This window comes from Algoriphagus oliviformis, assembly GCF_017254915.1.
GTDB classification, from domain to species: Bacteria; Bacteroidota; Bacteroidia; order Cytophagales; family Cyclobacteriaceae; genus Algoriphagus; species Algoriphagus oliviformis.
Genome location: NZ_JAFKCT010000001.1, coordinates 369,424 through 383,929 on the forward strand (window position 1 = coordinate 369,424; position 14,506 = coordinate 383,929).

Here is a 14,506-nt window from a genome sequence, read left to right on the forward strand (position 1 = left end):
CGACCGGTGAGGCACCAAGCCCAAAAAGCTTTTATCTTCCCATTGGAATCCAACTTACCCCTATGAAGAAAATTCTACTCTCATTTGCCTTAGCTACGTCCTTTATCTGGGCGGCTTTCGCCCAAATCCAGACTCCTGAGCAGTTTTTGGGTTACAAGCCGGGTGATCGCTTCACACCGCATCATCGCATGGTGGACTACTTTGAGCATGTCGCCGCGCAAAATCCCAACGTCAAACTGATCCAATACGGAGAGACCAACGAGAAGCGCCCGCTGATCGTCGCCATCCTCTCCAGCCCCGAAAACATGGCCAAGCTGGAGCAGATCCGTACCGACAACCTGAAGCGTGCTGGCATGATGGAAGGCACGCCGGGCACCGAGATTCCGATCAACTGGATGTCTTTCAACGTCCATGGCAACGAGTCCGTGGGTATGGAGGCGGCTATTTCCTCCTTCTACACGCTCGCCAACCCCGAAAATGCCAAATCCCAAGAATGGCTGAAAAACCAAGTGGTCATCCTCGACCCCTGCATCAACCCGGACGGCCGTGACCGCTACTCCAACTGGTACAACCAGAAAATGAACACCACCCTGCAGCCAGACCTGCAGTCCATGGAGCACAGCGAGCCTTGGCCAGGCGGCCGCGCCAACCATTACCTTTTTGACCTAAACAGGGACTGGGCTTGGCAGGTACAGGTGGAGTCCCAGCAGCGCTTGAAAATCTACCAAGAGTGGATGCCGCAGCTGCACCTGGACTTCCACGAGCAGGGAATCGACCAGCCATTCTACATGGCTCCGGCGGCCGAACCACTACACGAGCAACTGACCCCATTCCAGCATGAATTTCAGGACATCTTCGGAAGAAACACCGCCCGGTACTTTGACGAGATGGGCCGGTTCTACTTCACCAAGGAGCGTTTTGACCTGCTCTACCCCTCCTACGGCGACACCTATCCCATGTACAACGGCGCGATCGGTATGACCATCGAGCAGGGCGGAGGCGGCCGGGTCGGCATCGGTGGCTACAACTCCCTGGGCGATACCGTCACCCTGAGCAGCCGCATTGCGGGACACTACACGGCTGCCATGTCCGCCGCCGAAGTGACCAGCCAAAACGCGAAAAAACTGGTGGATGAATTTGCCGCCTACTTCAAGTCAAACTCCTCCAGCCCCAAAGCGAAATACAAGAGCTTTGTAATCAAGGGCGACAGCAACCCCGCCCAAGTCGCCAAGCTGCTCGAGCTTTTGGACAAAAACGGAATCAAATACGGGAAAGCAGGAGCCAAATCCGGCCTAAAAGGCTTCGAGTACCAAAGCGGCAAAGCCGGGATTTCCTTTTCGACCTCCGAAAACGACATCGTCGTCAACGCCTACCAGCCCAAATCTGTCTTGGCGCAGGTATTCTTTGAACCAAATCCCGTCCTCAACGACTCCATCACCTACGACATCACCAGCTGGGCACTGCCCTATGCCTACGGCCTGAGCGCCTATGCGATGGAGACAAGGCTGGATGCCGCCGGAGCCTACGAGAAGCCCGCCCCAGCCTCCAACCCGGTCGGCAAAACGCCGGTCGCTTACCTCGCCCAGTGGCAGGGCACCCGGGATGTCGCTTTCTTGGCGGCCCTGCTCAATGCCAAAGTACGCGTGAAGTATGCCGAGTATGCCTTTGAGGTGGAGGGTAAAAGCTTCCCGGCAGGCTCCCTGATCATCACCAAGGGGGGCAATGAATATGTGCATGACTTTGACAAAAAAGTCACAGACGCGGCCAACAAATTTGGGGTGAAACTGGCTACCACCCAGACCGGCTACATGGACAAGGGCAAGGACTTTGGCTCCCCAAACATCAAGGCGATCAAATCTCCCAAGGTAGCCCTGGTCGGAGGCAACGGCACCTCTTCATTAAGCTTTGGAGAGATCTGGCACTTCTTCGAAAAGGATCTCAACTACCCGCTTGTCACCCTGGACGCCAGCGCTATGGGCGGCTACGACCTGGCCAAATACGACGTGATCATCCTACCATCCGTTTACGGATCGGCCCTCAACGCCAATTCACAGCAAAAAATCACCGATTGGGTCAAAGCTGGAGGAAAGCTGATCGCCCTAGACGCGGCGCTCAACCTCTTTGCCAACAAAGAGGGTTTTGCGCTAAAGACTTTTGACTCCGAGGAGGAAAAAAAGGCGGCCGAGAAAGCGGCTACCGAACTCAGCAAGAAAGAAAGACTGGAGCCCTACATGGACGGCGAACGACTGGAGATCTCTGCGGGTACGGCTGGCGCGATCTACGAAGTGAAGATGGACCAGACCCACCCGCTGGGTTATGGCACAGGCGGGAAATTTTATACGCTGAAAAACAACTCCAATCACTTTGCCTACCTGTCCGGCGGGGCAAATGCGGGCATCATCGCCGCAAACGACTCCTATCGCACCGGATACATCGGCTACAAGATCAAGTCCAAGATGGGCCAATCTCTGGCTATCGGCGTGGAGTCACAGGGTAGAGGGCAGCTCATCTACTTTGTGGACAACCCCATCTTCCGGGGATTCTGGGAGAGCGGAAAACTCGTGCTGAGCAACGCAATATTTCTGGCGGGGCAGTAAAAACTTTCCACATCCAATCAAAGGCCGACCACGTTTTGCGAGGTCGGCCTTTTCGTTTCTTCTGCATCCAAGTTCCGAGCCACGAGACACCCATTCGTCGCAACATCCAATCTCTTGCTTGATGGCCAAAAACCGCCATGCTGGTTAAGCGAGCGCGACACGAAATGATTTCTCCTCATCCCGATGGACAGGAGAACGGAGGGTTATCCAAGCAGACAGCGCCCGGACTTATCTGAATCCCTCATTGATTTGTCCGAGCGTCTTGACGCCGGGGCAGAGCGTGTTTTCTTTCAGCTGGTTGAGGGGAGTTTTGGTGGTATTCAGCGTCCGATGGAGATCCTTCCAATCGGTGTTGACATAGAGCAAACCCGTCAATATCTCCTCTTTCGCCCTGGCTTTTTGGAGGGCATTGACGGCGGAATTCCGGTCTTCGGGATCCCAGTCCAAGGCCAGCTTGTTCAGCTGGATCTCCGAGCCGTCGTGCAGCTCTACGTGGGTGGACTTGCCCGCATCATAGCTCACGTTGATCTCCTCTTTGCCTGGCACCAAATCCCTGGCGGAGGTGGCCTCGATATGCTCCCGCACGTAGTCGTAGGACTTGGTGGAGCCGGGGTTGTTGTTGAACGTGACGCAGGGAGAGATCACGTTGAGAAAGGCGAAACCTGGGTGCTTAATCGCCGCTTTGAGCAAGGGGATAAGCTGCTGCTTGTCTCCACTGAAGCTCTGGGCAACGAAGGAAGCTCCGAGCTCTATGGCCATGCTGGCCAGGTCAATGGCCTGAAAGGGATTAATCGATCCCGACTTGTTCTTTGAGCCTTGGTCGGCCGTGGCGGAATCCTGTCCCTTCGTCAGCCCGTAGCAGCCATTGTTCATGACGACATAGACCATGTTGAGATTTCTTCTGATCACGTGCACAAACTGCCCCATGCCTATCGATGCCGAATCCCCATCTCCGGAAACCCCAAAATAGACCAAGTCACGGTTGGCCATGTTGGCGCCCGTCGCCACGGAGGGCATGCGTCCATGCACCGAGTTGAAGCCATGGGAGTTGCCCAAAAAGTAGGTAGGCGTCTTGGAGGAGCAGCCTATCCCGGAGATCTTGGCAACCAGATGAGGCTCGATGGACAGCTCAAAGCAGGCTCTGGCGATCGCCGCGCTGATGCTGTCATGGCCGCAGCCGGCACAGAGGGTGGACAGGCTTCCTTCGTATTCTTTGAGCGTGTATCCCAGTTTGTTTTTGGGGAGCTTGGGGTGGCTAAACAGCGGTTTTAGATAGCTCATGATTCGAGGTTTTTTTGGGGTCTAAGGATTGGATGATCTGCTGGCGGATCGAGTCTGCGGTGATGGGCATGCCGTCATAGTTGAGCACAGGCACGAGCTTTTTGGGAGGGCAGTCCAGCTCCATGATCAGCATTTTGCGCATCTGTGCGTCCCGGTTTTGCTCGATGACAAAGAGCTTTTCGTGGCTTTCGACAAAATCCACCACTTCTTTCCCGAAGGGGAAGGCCTTGATCCGGATCGAGTCTACGGCGACGCCATCTCCTTCCAGCAAGTCTTTGGCTTCCTCGGAAGAAAAAGTAGAAGTGCCAAAATACAGCATTCCCACCGCTCCTGATTGGGAAGAGAGGTTGACCTCTGCCGCAGGCACCATGCCCTTGGCAGTGTCCCATTTTCGGGTCAGGCGGTCCATATTCCGCTTGTAGGCTGCGCCGTCCTCCGTATAGGCTGCATACTCGTCTTTGGAAGTCCCCCGGGTGAAAAAAGAACCTTTGGTCGGGTGTGTGCCGGGATAGGTTCGATAGGGAATGCCATCCCCATCCGAGTCCAGATAGCGCCCAAACTTGCCTATCCCTTCCAGCTCCTCCGCAGTCAGCACCTTGCCCCTTTTGTACTTCCGCTTGACATCCCAGTAAAAAGGATCGCTCACATGGTCATTCATTCCCAAGTCCAAATCGGTGAGGAGAATGACCGGAGTCTGCAGCTGCTCGGCCAGGTCAAAACTCTCCGCCGTCATCTCGAAGCATTCCTTGGGCGTGGCGGGAAAAAGCAGGACATGCTTGGTATCCCCATGCGAGGCAAAAGCCGCCGCCAAAAGATCCGACTGCTGGGTCCTAGTGGGCATCCCGGTGCTAGGCCCCGCGCGCTGCACATCAATCAGTACGGCAGGCACCTCCGCGAAGTACGCCAGTCCCAAAAACTCACTCATCAGCGAGACCCCCGGCCCGGAAGTGGCAGTAAATCCCCTCGCCCCGTTCCAATTGGCGCCGATGACCATGCCCATCGCCGCGAGCTCGTCCTCTGCCTGCACGATGGCGTAGTTGTTTTCCCCTCCTTCGCCCTTTCGGTATTGCTTGCAGAAGCCCTCAAAAGCCTCGGCCACCGAGGTAGAGGGAGTGATGGGGTACCAGGCCATGACCGTGGCTCCACCGTACACGGCTCCAAGGCCGCAGGCGGTATTTCCGTCCACCAAGATTTTGCCCTTCAGGAGATCCCGCTTTTCCAGTCGGAAGTCGAGCGGATAGGAATAGTGCTTTTCCACATAGTCCATACCCAGATCCAGCGCTTTGTAATTGGCCTCCACGAGTGATTTTTTTCCATGAAACTGCTCCTCGATCAGTGTCCGGACCACCGCCTCGTCCATGGCCAGCAGCCTGGCTAGCGCGCCGACGTAGATGATGTTTTTCAGAAGCTGTCTTTTGCGCGGATCCTCAAAAGCCCCGTTCGCCATTTCCATCATGGGAATGCCGAGGTAGTGGATATCCTCGCGGAGGTAGTCGGGATTGAGCTTTTTGGTACTGTCGTAGATGAAGTAGCCCCCCGCTTTTACATTGAGCACGTCTTTGGCCATACTCTGGGGATTGACACTGACCATCAGATCGATCCCTTCCCTACGGCCGAGATAGCCCCTCTCACTCACGCGAACCTCGTACCAGGTGGGCAGTCCTTGGATATTGGAGGGGAAAATGTTCTTTGGCGTCACCGGGACTCCCATGCGGAAGACAGTCTTGGCAAAGAGGTAGTTGGCGCTTGCGGAGCCTGTCCCGTTCACATTGGCGAACCGGACGATGAAGTCGTTGATTCTTGGGTTCATTTCAGGGCGGGAAAAGGGGCGGGGACTTGATAGGCTTTGGTGACGCTATAGAAGTAGCGCTGCATGTCCCAGGCCGAGGTGGGGCAGCGCTCTGCGCAAAGTCCGCAATGGAGGCAGACGTCCTCGTCCTTGACCATCACACGCCCGGTCTTCAGCGTGTCGGACACCAGAAGATCTTGGGAAGTGTTCTCTGCGGGCACGAGAAGGTTTTTTCTCAGCTCCGGCTCATCCTCGTTGGCGGTGAAAGTGATGCACGAGGTCGGACACACGTCCATGCAAGCATCGCACTCGATGCAGCGATCCTCGGTGAAGACCGTCTGCACATCACAGTTGAGGCAGCGCTGGGTTTCCTTGTGGGCGACCTGTATGTCAAACCCCAACTCTACCTCCTGTTTTCTGTCGTTAAGCGTGAGGGACTTCTTGGCTTGGGGCACGATGTAGCGATGGTCTGCTGCGATCTGGCTGTCGTAGCTCCACTCGTGGATGCCCATCTTCTGGCTGACCAGGTTGGTGTACGGATCGGGTCTATCCTGCAGATCCTTGCCTTGGCAAAACAAGTGGATGGAGACGGCAGCCTGGTGTCCGTGTGCGACGGCGGTGATGACATTTTCCGGTCCGAAGGCCGCATCGCCTCCGAAAAACACATTGGACAGCGTGGACTGAAAGGTCTTGCGATCCACCACGGGCATGTCCCACTCGTCAAACTCCAGCCCCAAATCCCGCTCGATCCAAGGGAAACTGTTTTGCTGGCCTATCGCCATCAGCACCTCATCCGCCTCGATAAACACGTCCGGCTCACCGATCGGCAGCAGCTGTCTTTTCCCCTTCTCGTCGTACACAGCGCGTACCTTTTGGAATTTCATCCCTATCAGTCGCCCATCCTCCAGCTCAAAGCTCACCGGCACATGGTTGTCAAAAATCTCGATATCCTCGTGCATGGCATCCTCCTTTTCCCATGGGGACGCCTTCATCTCGGCAAAGGGGCTCCGTACGACCACCTTCACTTCCTTTCCCCCCAGCCTTCGGGCGGTCCGGCAGCAGTCCATGGCCGTATTGCCGCCGCCCAAGACGATGACCTTCTTGGAAATGGACTTGGTATGCTCAAAGGCTACACTCGCGAGCCATTCGATCCCGATGTGGATGGACGCCGCCCCTTCCTGCCGGCCGGGCAGCTTGGGCAAGTCTTTTCCCCGGGGAGCGCCCGTACCGACAAACACGGCATCGTAGCCCCTCGACAGCACCTCCCGCAGGCTCTCCACGTAGGTCAGAAACTGCGTGTGGATCCCGAGGTCGAGGATGTAGTCCACCTCCTCGTTCAAAACCGTCTCCGGCAGGCGAAAAGATGGGATTTGGCTGCGCATCATCCCCCCACCGGCGATCTGCTCGTCAAAGAGATGCACCTCGTACCCCAGCGGAGCCAAGTCCCGCGCCACCGTGAGCGAGGCAGGGCCTCCGCCGATGAGGGCGATTTTCTTTCCGTTTTGGGGAAAAGGGGCCTGAGGCATCAGCTGCTTCACCTCTCCCTTTTGGTCGGCTGCGACGCGCTTCAGTCTGCAGATCGCCACAGGCTCCTCCTCGACCCGCACCCGCCGGCAGGCGGGTTCGCAGGGGCGATCGCAGGTACGACCGAGGATACCCGGAAACACGTTGGACTCCCAGTTGATCATGTAGGCTTCCGTGTATTTCTCTGCGGCGATCAGGCGGATGTACTCCGGCACCGGAGTGTGGGCGGGACAGGCGTATTGGCAGTCCACGACTTTGTGATAATATTCCGGGTTCCGGACATCGGTGGGTTTCATAGTTATCTTGGGCTACTTTAATCCTAAAAAACTCAGAATATAATATAGGTATATCACCTTTAAAATAATCCATAATTCTGCAAAAAAGATTGCTGACAGACTTTGGGACAACCTGCCCTATTTCGATGGTCAAAAAGTGCGCTTGGGAGAAAACATTGCTACAGAGCTGAGCCTTGAAAAAATAGCGCGGGTAAAAAATGCGCCAAACAAGCAAAATCCAATACCGATAATCGGGGCGAGCAGAATCCCCTTTTTCCGCATAGGAATCACCCCAGCCAAACAAGTGGCTTAGAAAAAGATGAAAATCAAACGCCTATTCTTAGGTACGTGCAGGATCTACTCCGCGTGTACGGGCCGGATCGACGAGGTCTGTCCTGGCCGGATCAACCGAGAAAGACGAAGAATCACCGCCCCCTCGGGTCTGGTTTTCGGAATCCTCCTCTTCCTGCTGGTTTTCCTCATCTGCCGCGGACTCTTCCCGGGCATCTTCTGATTCCTCAGGGTCAGGCCTTGAGGCTTTGGCCGCCAAGGCAAGGAATAAGATAGGGGAGAACAGGCTCTTTTGTTGGGAAATCGGACTGCTAGTGTACATAAAATGCAAATTTTATATGCTAAATATAATTTTTATGCATATAAATCCAAATTATATTGCTTTTTAATTGGGCTGTCGCCACCTTATCACAACACAACCAGCCCTCCATTCTCCACCATGGCAGCTCGTATCGGAAATCACAGACCATCAGCACCCTCAGCCGCCTTTTGGGGTGCATGCCTGTATTTCCTGGTTTTGCTTTCCGCCTCTGCCCAGACCGCCGAGCAGCTACAAGCCGAGATGAAAAGGATGGAAGCAGGAGCCGGTTTTGCCACAGACACCGCCTACCTCAATCTCGCAAATGAACTGGGATTTATCCTCGCTGAGAGCAGTCCCGACAGCGCGGTGAGCTATCTGGACCTACAGCTGCAGCGCTGTCGGGAGGCCCGCTATGAAAAAGGAGAAGCCGAAGCGCTGAAGATCTATGGCAACGCACTCCAAAACAAAGGGGACTTCCGTGGCTCCATCTCCTACTACAGCGAGGCTTTGGAAATCGCCAAGCGTCTGGACGGTGAAAAACTCGTCCCAGGCATCCTCAACAACATCGGTCTGGTCAACTACAACCTCGGCAACTACGCCGAAGCCCTCAACAGCTTCTACGAGGCCATCAAGGGAGCAGACCTCACCAAAGACGCCAATGTCAAAGCCGCGGCGCTCAACAACGTGGCGCTGATCTATTTCGAACAGGACAAGCTCGAAGAGGCCAAGGAAAAGTACCGGGAGATGCTCGCCATCTACCAGGAAACCGGCAACAAAGGCAGGGTCATCCTCGCCTACAACAACATCGGAGACGTGGAGCTCAAGCAAAACAAGCCTCTGGAGGCGCTGAAAAACCTCCAAGTGGCCTACCAGTCGGCCACCGAGCTCAACAGCCCCGAATTTGTCGAGATGACGTCCCGGACCCTGGCGGACATCTACGCCGCACTGGACAGCGCGGATCGGGCCGAGGAGCTATACCTGCAATCCATCGCCCTGTCCCGGGAAAACGGCTACGGCGTCCCCTATGCCCACTCCCTCATCGGGTTGGCGGAGCTCTACTACCAAAAGGGAGAACTCCAGCAGGCTACGGATCTCGCAAAAGAAGGGCTCGCGCAGGCCGAAACCATGGCCCAGCCCATGCAGATGCGAAACGCCAACGAACTCCTCTCCCGGATCTACGAAGACCAGGGCGACTTCCAAGCAGCACTGCGAAGCTTCCAGCTGTTCAAGTTTTACAATGACAGCATCAACACCTCCCATTCCCAGCGCCTCACCGCCACCTTGGAGGCGGAGTATGAGTTTTCCAAAAAGGAAATGGAATACGAGCGGGCCAGCTCGCGGCAGCGCTGGATCATCTTCTCTGCCTGCGCCGGCCTGCTTGCGTTCCTGATCATCCTGTTTGTGGAGTATAGAAACAAAAAGAACCTCGACAAGGCCTATCACAGCCTCCAGGATAAGAACAATGAGATCGCTTCCAAAAACGAAGCCTTGGAGAAAGCGCTCAGCCAGCTCAAGGCCGCCCAAGCCCAGCTGATCCAAGCCGAAAAAATGGCCTCTCTCGGAGAGCTCACCGCAGGCATTGCGCACGAGATCCAGAATCCGCTCAACTTCGTCACCAACTTTTCCCAACTCAGCGCCGAGCTGATCCAAGAGCTGTCCGAGGAGCGTGCCAAAAAACCCGAGGAACAAGACCCAGACCTTCTGGACGAAATCCTCTCAGACCTCCAGCTCAACCTCGGCAAGATCAACCAGCACGGAAAACGGGCCGACTCCATAGTCAAAGGCATGCTGGAGCACAGCCGCGCCAGCACCGGAGAAAAAGTCCAAACCGATATCAAAAGCTTGATCAATGAATGCCTTCGTCTCTCTTTCCATGGGCTGAGGGCTCGGGACAAGTCCTTTTCCGCCGACTTTAGCACGGAGGTGGAGCCAGATCTTCCCCAGGCGCAGCTGGTACCTCAGGACATCTCCCGACTGCTGCTCAACCTGCTCAACAATGCCTTCTACGCCTGTGCCAATGCGGACTTTCGAAAGGAAAATCCAGACCTCAAGCCACTGGTCACCGTCTCGGCTTCCTGCATCGCCAAAGGCAGCCCCAAAGCCCGGCTCAAGATCAGTGTCACCGACAACGGACCGGGCATTCCCCCGGAGATCATCGACAAGATCTTCCAGCCCTTTTTCACCACCAAGCCCACCGGCCATGGCACGGGCTTGGGACTCTCGCTGAGCTACGACATCGCCAAAGCCCACGGTGGCGAGCTCACCGTCCAGTCCGTGCCGGGAGAGTTTACGACATTCACCGTTTTTTTACCGGTGTAAAAAACCTAACTTTTAGCCTATGAAAATCCTTGTTGTAGATGACGAACGGGATGTGGAGGATCTCTTTCGTCAGAAATTCCGCAAAGAAATCCGAAACGAGGGCTTGGAGCTGCTCTTTGCTTTTTCCGGAAAAGAGGCCCTGGAAATCCTCGAGAAAAACCGCCCCCCACAGGTAGCGACCGTCTTTTCCGACATCAACATGCCCGGCATGAGCGGGCTGGAGATGCTGGGCATCATCAAAGACCGATTTCCCAAGCTCCAAGTGAGCATGATCTCCGCCTATGGCGACGCCGACAATTACCAAAAGGCCATGAATTCCGGCGCCAAGGGCTTTTTCGCCAAGCCGGTGGATTTTGATTCGCTGAAAAAAGAAATCAGGGATATCTCAAAAAGCTAGGCTTATTTTGGATCCGACTTTTATCTCCAGACCACCCCAAGCTAACCTTAAGCAAAGCCACCGAGCCTTATGATTCTGATCAACCTGATCTCGCTTTCCTTACTCTACTACCTGAAGAAAAGCTCCGGCGCGCGGGAGTTTCCCGAGCATCTGCACCGGTACTTCAAGTATGGCATGATCGCCGCCGGGGTGCTCATTGCCTTGGGAATCGTCCACGCCCCGCCGGAGATCCTCTTCGAACTGCTGTCTTTTGTACTGGTCGGGGCAGTGGTCTACCTGATGCTGAACACCCCCGAGCTCAGCTACCTGAAGACTCTAGCCATCACGCCTCTCCCCATCATCGGGGTCAGGCTCCTGGAGTATGTCATCAAGACCCTCAGCCCGGCGATCTTTGACATCGTAGAAAATTACCTGGACGCAGCCGGGGTGTTTGCCTTCATCTGGGCGGTGACCATGTGGCTCAACCACCGCAAGCAGATGAAGGAGATCGAGATCGAGCGCATCATCACCAAGGAACAAGAAAGACAGCTCCGCACCACCGAAGAGCAAAAGAACCAACTCGAGACGCTGGTGGCGGAGAGGACCAAGGAAATTCTCAGCCAAAAAGAGGAGCTGCAGTATGCCCTGGACCACCTCCGCTCTACCCAAGAGCAGCTCATCCAGCAGGAAAAACTCGCCTCCCTCGGCCAGCTCACCGCCGGCATCGCCCACGAGATCAAAAATCCCCTCAACTTCGTCAACAACTTCTCGGAGCTCAGCGTGGACTTTCTCCAGGAAATCAGCGAGGAAATGCCCAAAATCCCGGACAGTCCGGAAAAGGAAAACATCCTCGACCTGCTCGAAAACGTCAAGTCCAACCTTGGCAAAATCCGGCACCACGGCTCCCGTGCGGACAGCATCGTCCGGTCCATGCTCATGCATTCCCGGGGCGGCTCCGGCACGATGGATCCGACGGATCTCAACGCGCTCATCCGGGAGTATTCCAACCTCGCCTTTCACGGCATGCGGGCCAATCCCAATCCCATCAATGTCGACATCCAACTCTCCCTTGACGAAACCCTGCCTAAGGTCAAGCTCAATGCGGAAGACTTCAGCCGCGTGATCCTCAACCTGCTCAAAAATGCCTTTGACGCCATGAGGGACAAGCTCGCCACGGCCGGCTCAGACTACAAGGCCCGAGTGGAAGTCCGCACACAGGACCTGGGCGACAAGGTACTGGTGGAAGTGGAAGACAATGGCCCCGGAGTACCCGACCACATCAAAGACAAGCTGTTGATGCCGTTTTTTACTACCAAAAAGGGAACTGAGGGTACCGGCTTGGGACTCAGCATCACCCACGACATCGTCAATTCCCACGAGGGTACGCTCGAGATCAGCACCGAGGAAGGGAAATTTACCCGCTTTACCATTCTGCTGCCCAAACGCTGACCCGCAAAGCAAAAGGGACGACGCGGACAGCATTCTATTTTTGGAAAACTTAACTGACCTATGAAAATTCTATTTGTTGACGACGAGCGGGACGTGGAAGACCTCTTTCGCCAGAAATTCAGAAAGGAGATCCGAAGCGGCAAGCTGGAGCTGGCCTTCGCCTTTTCGGGACAGGAGGCCCTGGAGCTCCTCAGCACCGACAATCCCCCCAAATTCGTCTATGTCTTCTCCGACATCAATATGCCTGGGATGAGCGGACTCGAGCTTTTGGAAGAGATCAAAAGCCGCTTTCCCCTCATCCAAGTAAGCATGATCTCCGCCTATGGCGACCAGGAAAACTACGACAAAGCCATGAGCTCCGGCGCAAAGGGATTTTTTACCAAGCCGGTGGATTTTGACAGCCTGAAAAAGGAAATCTCCAGCCTGATCGAAGACCGGGACTGAGTGGACAAGCCGTACCGGAGAAAAGGCAACCACCTCGCTGTAAAGCACTTTTGGCGATACACACGTCAAAAAACCAGATGCAGGATCGGAACAAAAAGCTAACTTAGTGTCTTGGGAGAAACGATCGGGGAAAGCGATAGAGCCAGCCAGACGGAAGAAGCTTTTGCCATCGCCACCCCTGCGGATCCTGGCCGACAAAGGAATGGATTGAAGGATTTACGAGCCCACAACCAACTTTTTTGCAATGAAAATATTAATCGTAGACGACGAACAGGATGTAGAAATCATGTTTCTCCAAAAATTCCGAAAGGAGATCAAAAGCAAGCGACTGGAGGTATCCTTTGCCTTCTCCGGCGAACAGGCCTTGGCCATGCTCGGCAACTCGGGCTCTCCGGACGTCGTGTACGTATTTTCCGACATCAATATGCCCGGGATGAGCGGCCTGGAACTTTTGTCCGCCATCAAAAGCAGATTTCCCCATATATTAGTAAGCATGATTTCGGCGTATGGAGACAGGGACAACTACAACAGGGCGATCAGCTCCGGCGCAAAGGGATTTTTTACCAAACCGGTGGATTTTGACTCCCTGAAAATCGAAATCGCTGAATTGCTAACCAACCAATGATATGGCGAAAATACTGGTAGTCGATGACGAGGAAGATTTGGAGATGCTTTTCCGCCAGAAGTATCGCCAGAAAATCCGGGCCGGAGAGTACGAAATGCTGTTTGCGCTCAATGGCCAACTGGCAATGGAAACGCTCAGGGATCATCCCGACGTGGACATGATCCTGAGCGACATCAACATGCCCGTGATGGACGGACTCACGCTCCTGTCCAATACCAAGGAGAAAAACCCCCTGGTCAAGACCATCATCATCTCCGCCTACGGGGACATGGAAAACATCCGCAAGGCGATGAACCTGGGCGCCTTCGACTTTGTGACCAAGCCGGTGGACTTCCAGGACTTGGAGATCACCATCGAAAAAACCCTCGGCTACATCAACCAAATCAAGGGCACGCTCCAGGCCATGCGTGAAAACAACATCCTCAAAATGTATGTGGACGAGACGGTGCTGAGCTTCATGGGGGGAAAAGAAATCGAAACCGCCTTGATGGAAAACGACACCATCGAAGCCTCAGTGGCCTTTATCGATCTGGTGGGTTTTACCAAAATCTCCGAAAACGAAGAGCCAAACGTCGTCGTGGGCCTGCTCAACGAGTACTTTGACCTCATGGTGCGGGAGATCATCGACCAAAAGGGAAGTGTGGACAAATTCATCGGCGATGCCGTGATGGCAGTATTCCAAGGGCCCGACCACCTCTCCAGAGCGGTCAAGGCCTGTCTGGCCATCCGCAACAAAATGGACGCTATCCCCGAATATTCCGAAAAATCCCACTTCAAGCCCCAGGTATCGATCGGGATCAATGCCGGTGAAATGGTATCCGGCAACATCGGCTCCAAGTCGCTCAAACGATTGGACTACACCGTCATCGGCGATGCGGTCAACATCGCCTCCCGCCTGCAAAGCGCCGCCAGCCCCAGCCAGATCCTCATGCTGGACCGCTGTGCGGAAAAGATAAGAGAAACCTTCGACGTGCAGCCAGTCGGGGAGATGAGGCTAAAAAACAAAGCAAATGCCGTCAAGGTGTTTGAGGTATTGGGCTAGGCAGCATTGCTGAGGCTAAGAATCATTTTTTTTCGAGACCGGATTAAAGCCAAAGATTCAGCCACAAGGCAGATCCGTTTTTACGCATCGGGCAAGCTCCCGATAGCGAATATAATTTCGAAAATTGTCCGAATCCGATCTATTTTCATGCGCCGCGTCCCAGCGCTTGCATAAAACCAAAGATTCCGAGTAG

Annotated in this window: 11 protein-coding genes; 7 read left to right on the forward strand and 4 right to left on the reverse strand. The window is 54.8% G+C overall.

The window, feature by feature from the left end; translation table 11 throughout:
* Nucleotides 1–62: 62 nt before the first annotated feature.
* Nucleotides 63–2,597 (forward strand): M14 family metallopeptidase, encoded by a 2,535-nt coding sequence (locus tag J0A68_RS01595; protein ID WP_206576432.1) that lies wholly within the window; start codon nucleotides 63–65, stop codon nucleotides 2,595–2,597.
* Nucleotides 2,598–2,825: 228 nt separating this feature from the next.
* Here J0A68_RS01595 and J0A68_RS01600 read toward each other — a convergent pair whose 3' ends face one another.
* The 4 genes from J0A68_RS01600 to J0A68_RS01615 form a co-directional block, all read right to left on the reverse strand.
* Nucleotides 2,826–3,878, reverse strand: coding sequence for a 2-oxoacid:ferredoxin oxidoreductase subunit beta (locus tag J0A68_RS01600; RefSeq protein ID WP_206576433.1), 1,053 nt, complete (start codon nucleotides 3,876–3,878; stop codon nucleotides 2,826–2,828).
* Complete coding sequence (locus J0A68_RS01605) at nucleotides 3,853–5,688, reverse strand: 2-oxoacid:acceptor oxidoreductase subunit alpha (RefSeq protein ID WP_206576434.1); 1,836 nt, start codon at nucleotides 5,686–5,688, stop codon at nucleotides 3,853–3,855. The genes J0A68_RS01600 and J0A68_RS01605 overlap by 26 nt, the downstream gene beginning before the upstream one ends.
* A complete protein-coding gene (locus J0A68_RS01610; RefSeq protein WP_206576435.1) occupies nucleotides 5,685–7,487 on the reverse strand; it encodes an FAD-dependent oxidoreductase in 1,803 nt (600 codons plus the stop codon). Before J0A68_RS01610 ends, J0A68_RS01605 begins: the two co-directional genes overlap by 4 nt.
* A 319-nt stretch (nucleotides 7,488–7,806) precedes the next feature.
* Nucleotides 7,807–8,079, reverse strand: a complete 273-nt coding sequence (locus J0A68_RS01615) for a hypothetical protein (protein ID WP_206576436.1) — start codon at nucleotides 8,077–8,079, stop codon at nucleotides 7,807–7,809.
* A 117-nt stretch (nucleotides 8,080–8,196) separates the two neighbouring features.
* On the opposite strand from J0A68_RS01615, the gene J0A68_RS01620 reads away from it, so the two are divergent.
* From J0A68_RS01620 to J0A68_RS01645, 6 genes are all read left to right on the forward strand, one after another.
* Nucleotides 8,197–10,377 (forward strand): tetratricopeptide repeat-containing sensor histidine kinase, encoded by a 2,181-nt coding sequence (locus J0A68_RS01620; RefSeq protein WP_206576437.1) that lies wholly within the window; start codon nucleotides 8,197–8,199, stop codon nucleotides 10,375–10,377.
* A gap of 19 nt (nucleotides 10,378–10,396) precedes the next feature.
* Nucleotides 10,397–10,774 (forward strand): response regulator, encoded by a 378-nt coding sequence (locus J0A68_RS01625; RefSeq protein WP_206576438.1) that lies wholly within the window; start codon nucleotides 10,397–10,399, stop codon nucleotides 10,772–10,774.
* Nucleotides 10,775–10,843: 69 nt separating this feature from the next.
* Nucleotides 10,844–12,202 (forward strand): sensor histidine kinase, encoded by a 1,359-nt coding sequence (locus J0A68_RS01630; protein ID WP_206576439.1) that lies wholly within the window; start codon nucleotides 10,844–10,846, stop codon nucleotides 12,200–12,202.
* Nucleotides 12,203–12,262: 60 nt separating this feature from the next.
* A complete protein-coding gene (locus tag J0A68_RS01635) occupies nucleotides 12,263–12,646 on the forward strand; it encodes a response regulator (protein WP_206576440.1) in 384 nt (127 codons plus the stop codon).
* A gap of 244 nt (nucleotides 12,647–12,890) precedes the next feature.
* Entirely contained in the window at nucleotides 12,891–13,271 is a 381-nt protein-coding gene (locus tag J0A68_RS01640; RefSeq protein WP_206576441.1) for a response regulator, read from the forward strand.
* Between the two features lies 1 nt (nucleotide 13,272).
* Nucleotides 13,273–14,313 carry an adenylate/guanylate cyclase domain-containing protein gene (locus J0A68_RS01645; protein WP_206576442.1) on the forward strand — a complete coding sequence of 347 codons (1,041 nt, stop codon included), beginning with the start codon at nucleotides 13,273–13,275 and terminating at the stop codon, nucleotides 14,311–14,313.
* Nucleotides 14,314–14,506 lie beyond the last annotated feature (193 nt).

Excerpts from the sequence above, each read along its gene's own strand:
- J0A68_RS01595 (WP_206576432.1), top strand. The coding sequence starts at position 63 with ATGAAGAAAATTCTACTCTCATTTGCCTTAGCTACGTCCTTTATCTGG.
- J0A68_RS01600 (WP_206576433.1), bottom strand. The coding sequence starts at position 3,878 with ATGAGCTATCTAAAACCGCTGTTTAGCCACCCCAAGCTCCCCAAAAAC.
- J0A68_RS01605 (WP_206576434.1), bottom strand. The coding sequence starts at position 5,688 with ATGAACCCAAGAATCAACGACTTCATCGTCCGGTTCGCCAATGTGAAC.
- J0A68_RS01610 (WP_206576435.1), bottom strand. The coding sequence starts at position 7,487 with ATGAAACCCACCGATGTCCGGAACCCGGAATATTATCACAAAGTCGTG.
- J0A68_RS01615 (WP_206576436.1), bottom strand. The coding sequence starts at position 8,079 with ATGTACACTAGCAGTCCGATTTCCCAACAAAAGAGCCTGTTCTCCCCT.
- J0A68_RS01620 (WP_206576437.1), top strand. The coding sequence starts at position 8,197 with ATGGCAGCTCGTATCGGAAATCACAGACCATCAGCACCCTCAGCCGCC.
- J0A68_RS01625 (WP_206576438.1), top strand. The coding sequence starts at position 10,397 with ATGAAAATCCTTGTTGTAGATGACGAACGGGATGTGGAGGATCTCTTT.
- J0A68_RS01630 (WP_206576439.1), top strand. The coding sequence starts at position 10,844 with ATGATTCTGATCAACCTGATCTCGCTTTCCTTACTCTACTACCTGAAG.
- J0A68_RS01635 (WP_206576440.1), top strand. The coding sequence starts at position 12,263 with ATGAAAATTCTATTTGTTGACGACGAGCGGGACGTGGAAGACCTCTTT.
- J0A68_RS01640 (WP_206576441.1), top strand. The coding sequence starts at position 12,891 with ATGAAAATATTAATCGTAGACGACGAACAGGATGTAGAAATCATGTTT.
- J0A68_RS01645 (WP_206576442.1), top strand. The coding sequence starts at position 13,273 with ATGGCGAAAATACTGGTAGTCGATGACGAGGAAGATTTGGAGATGCTT.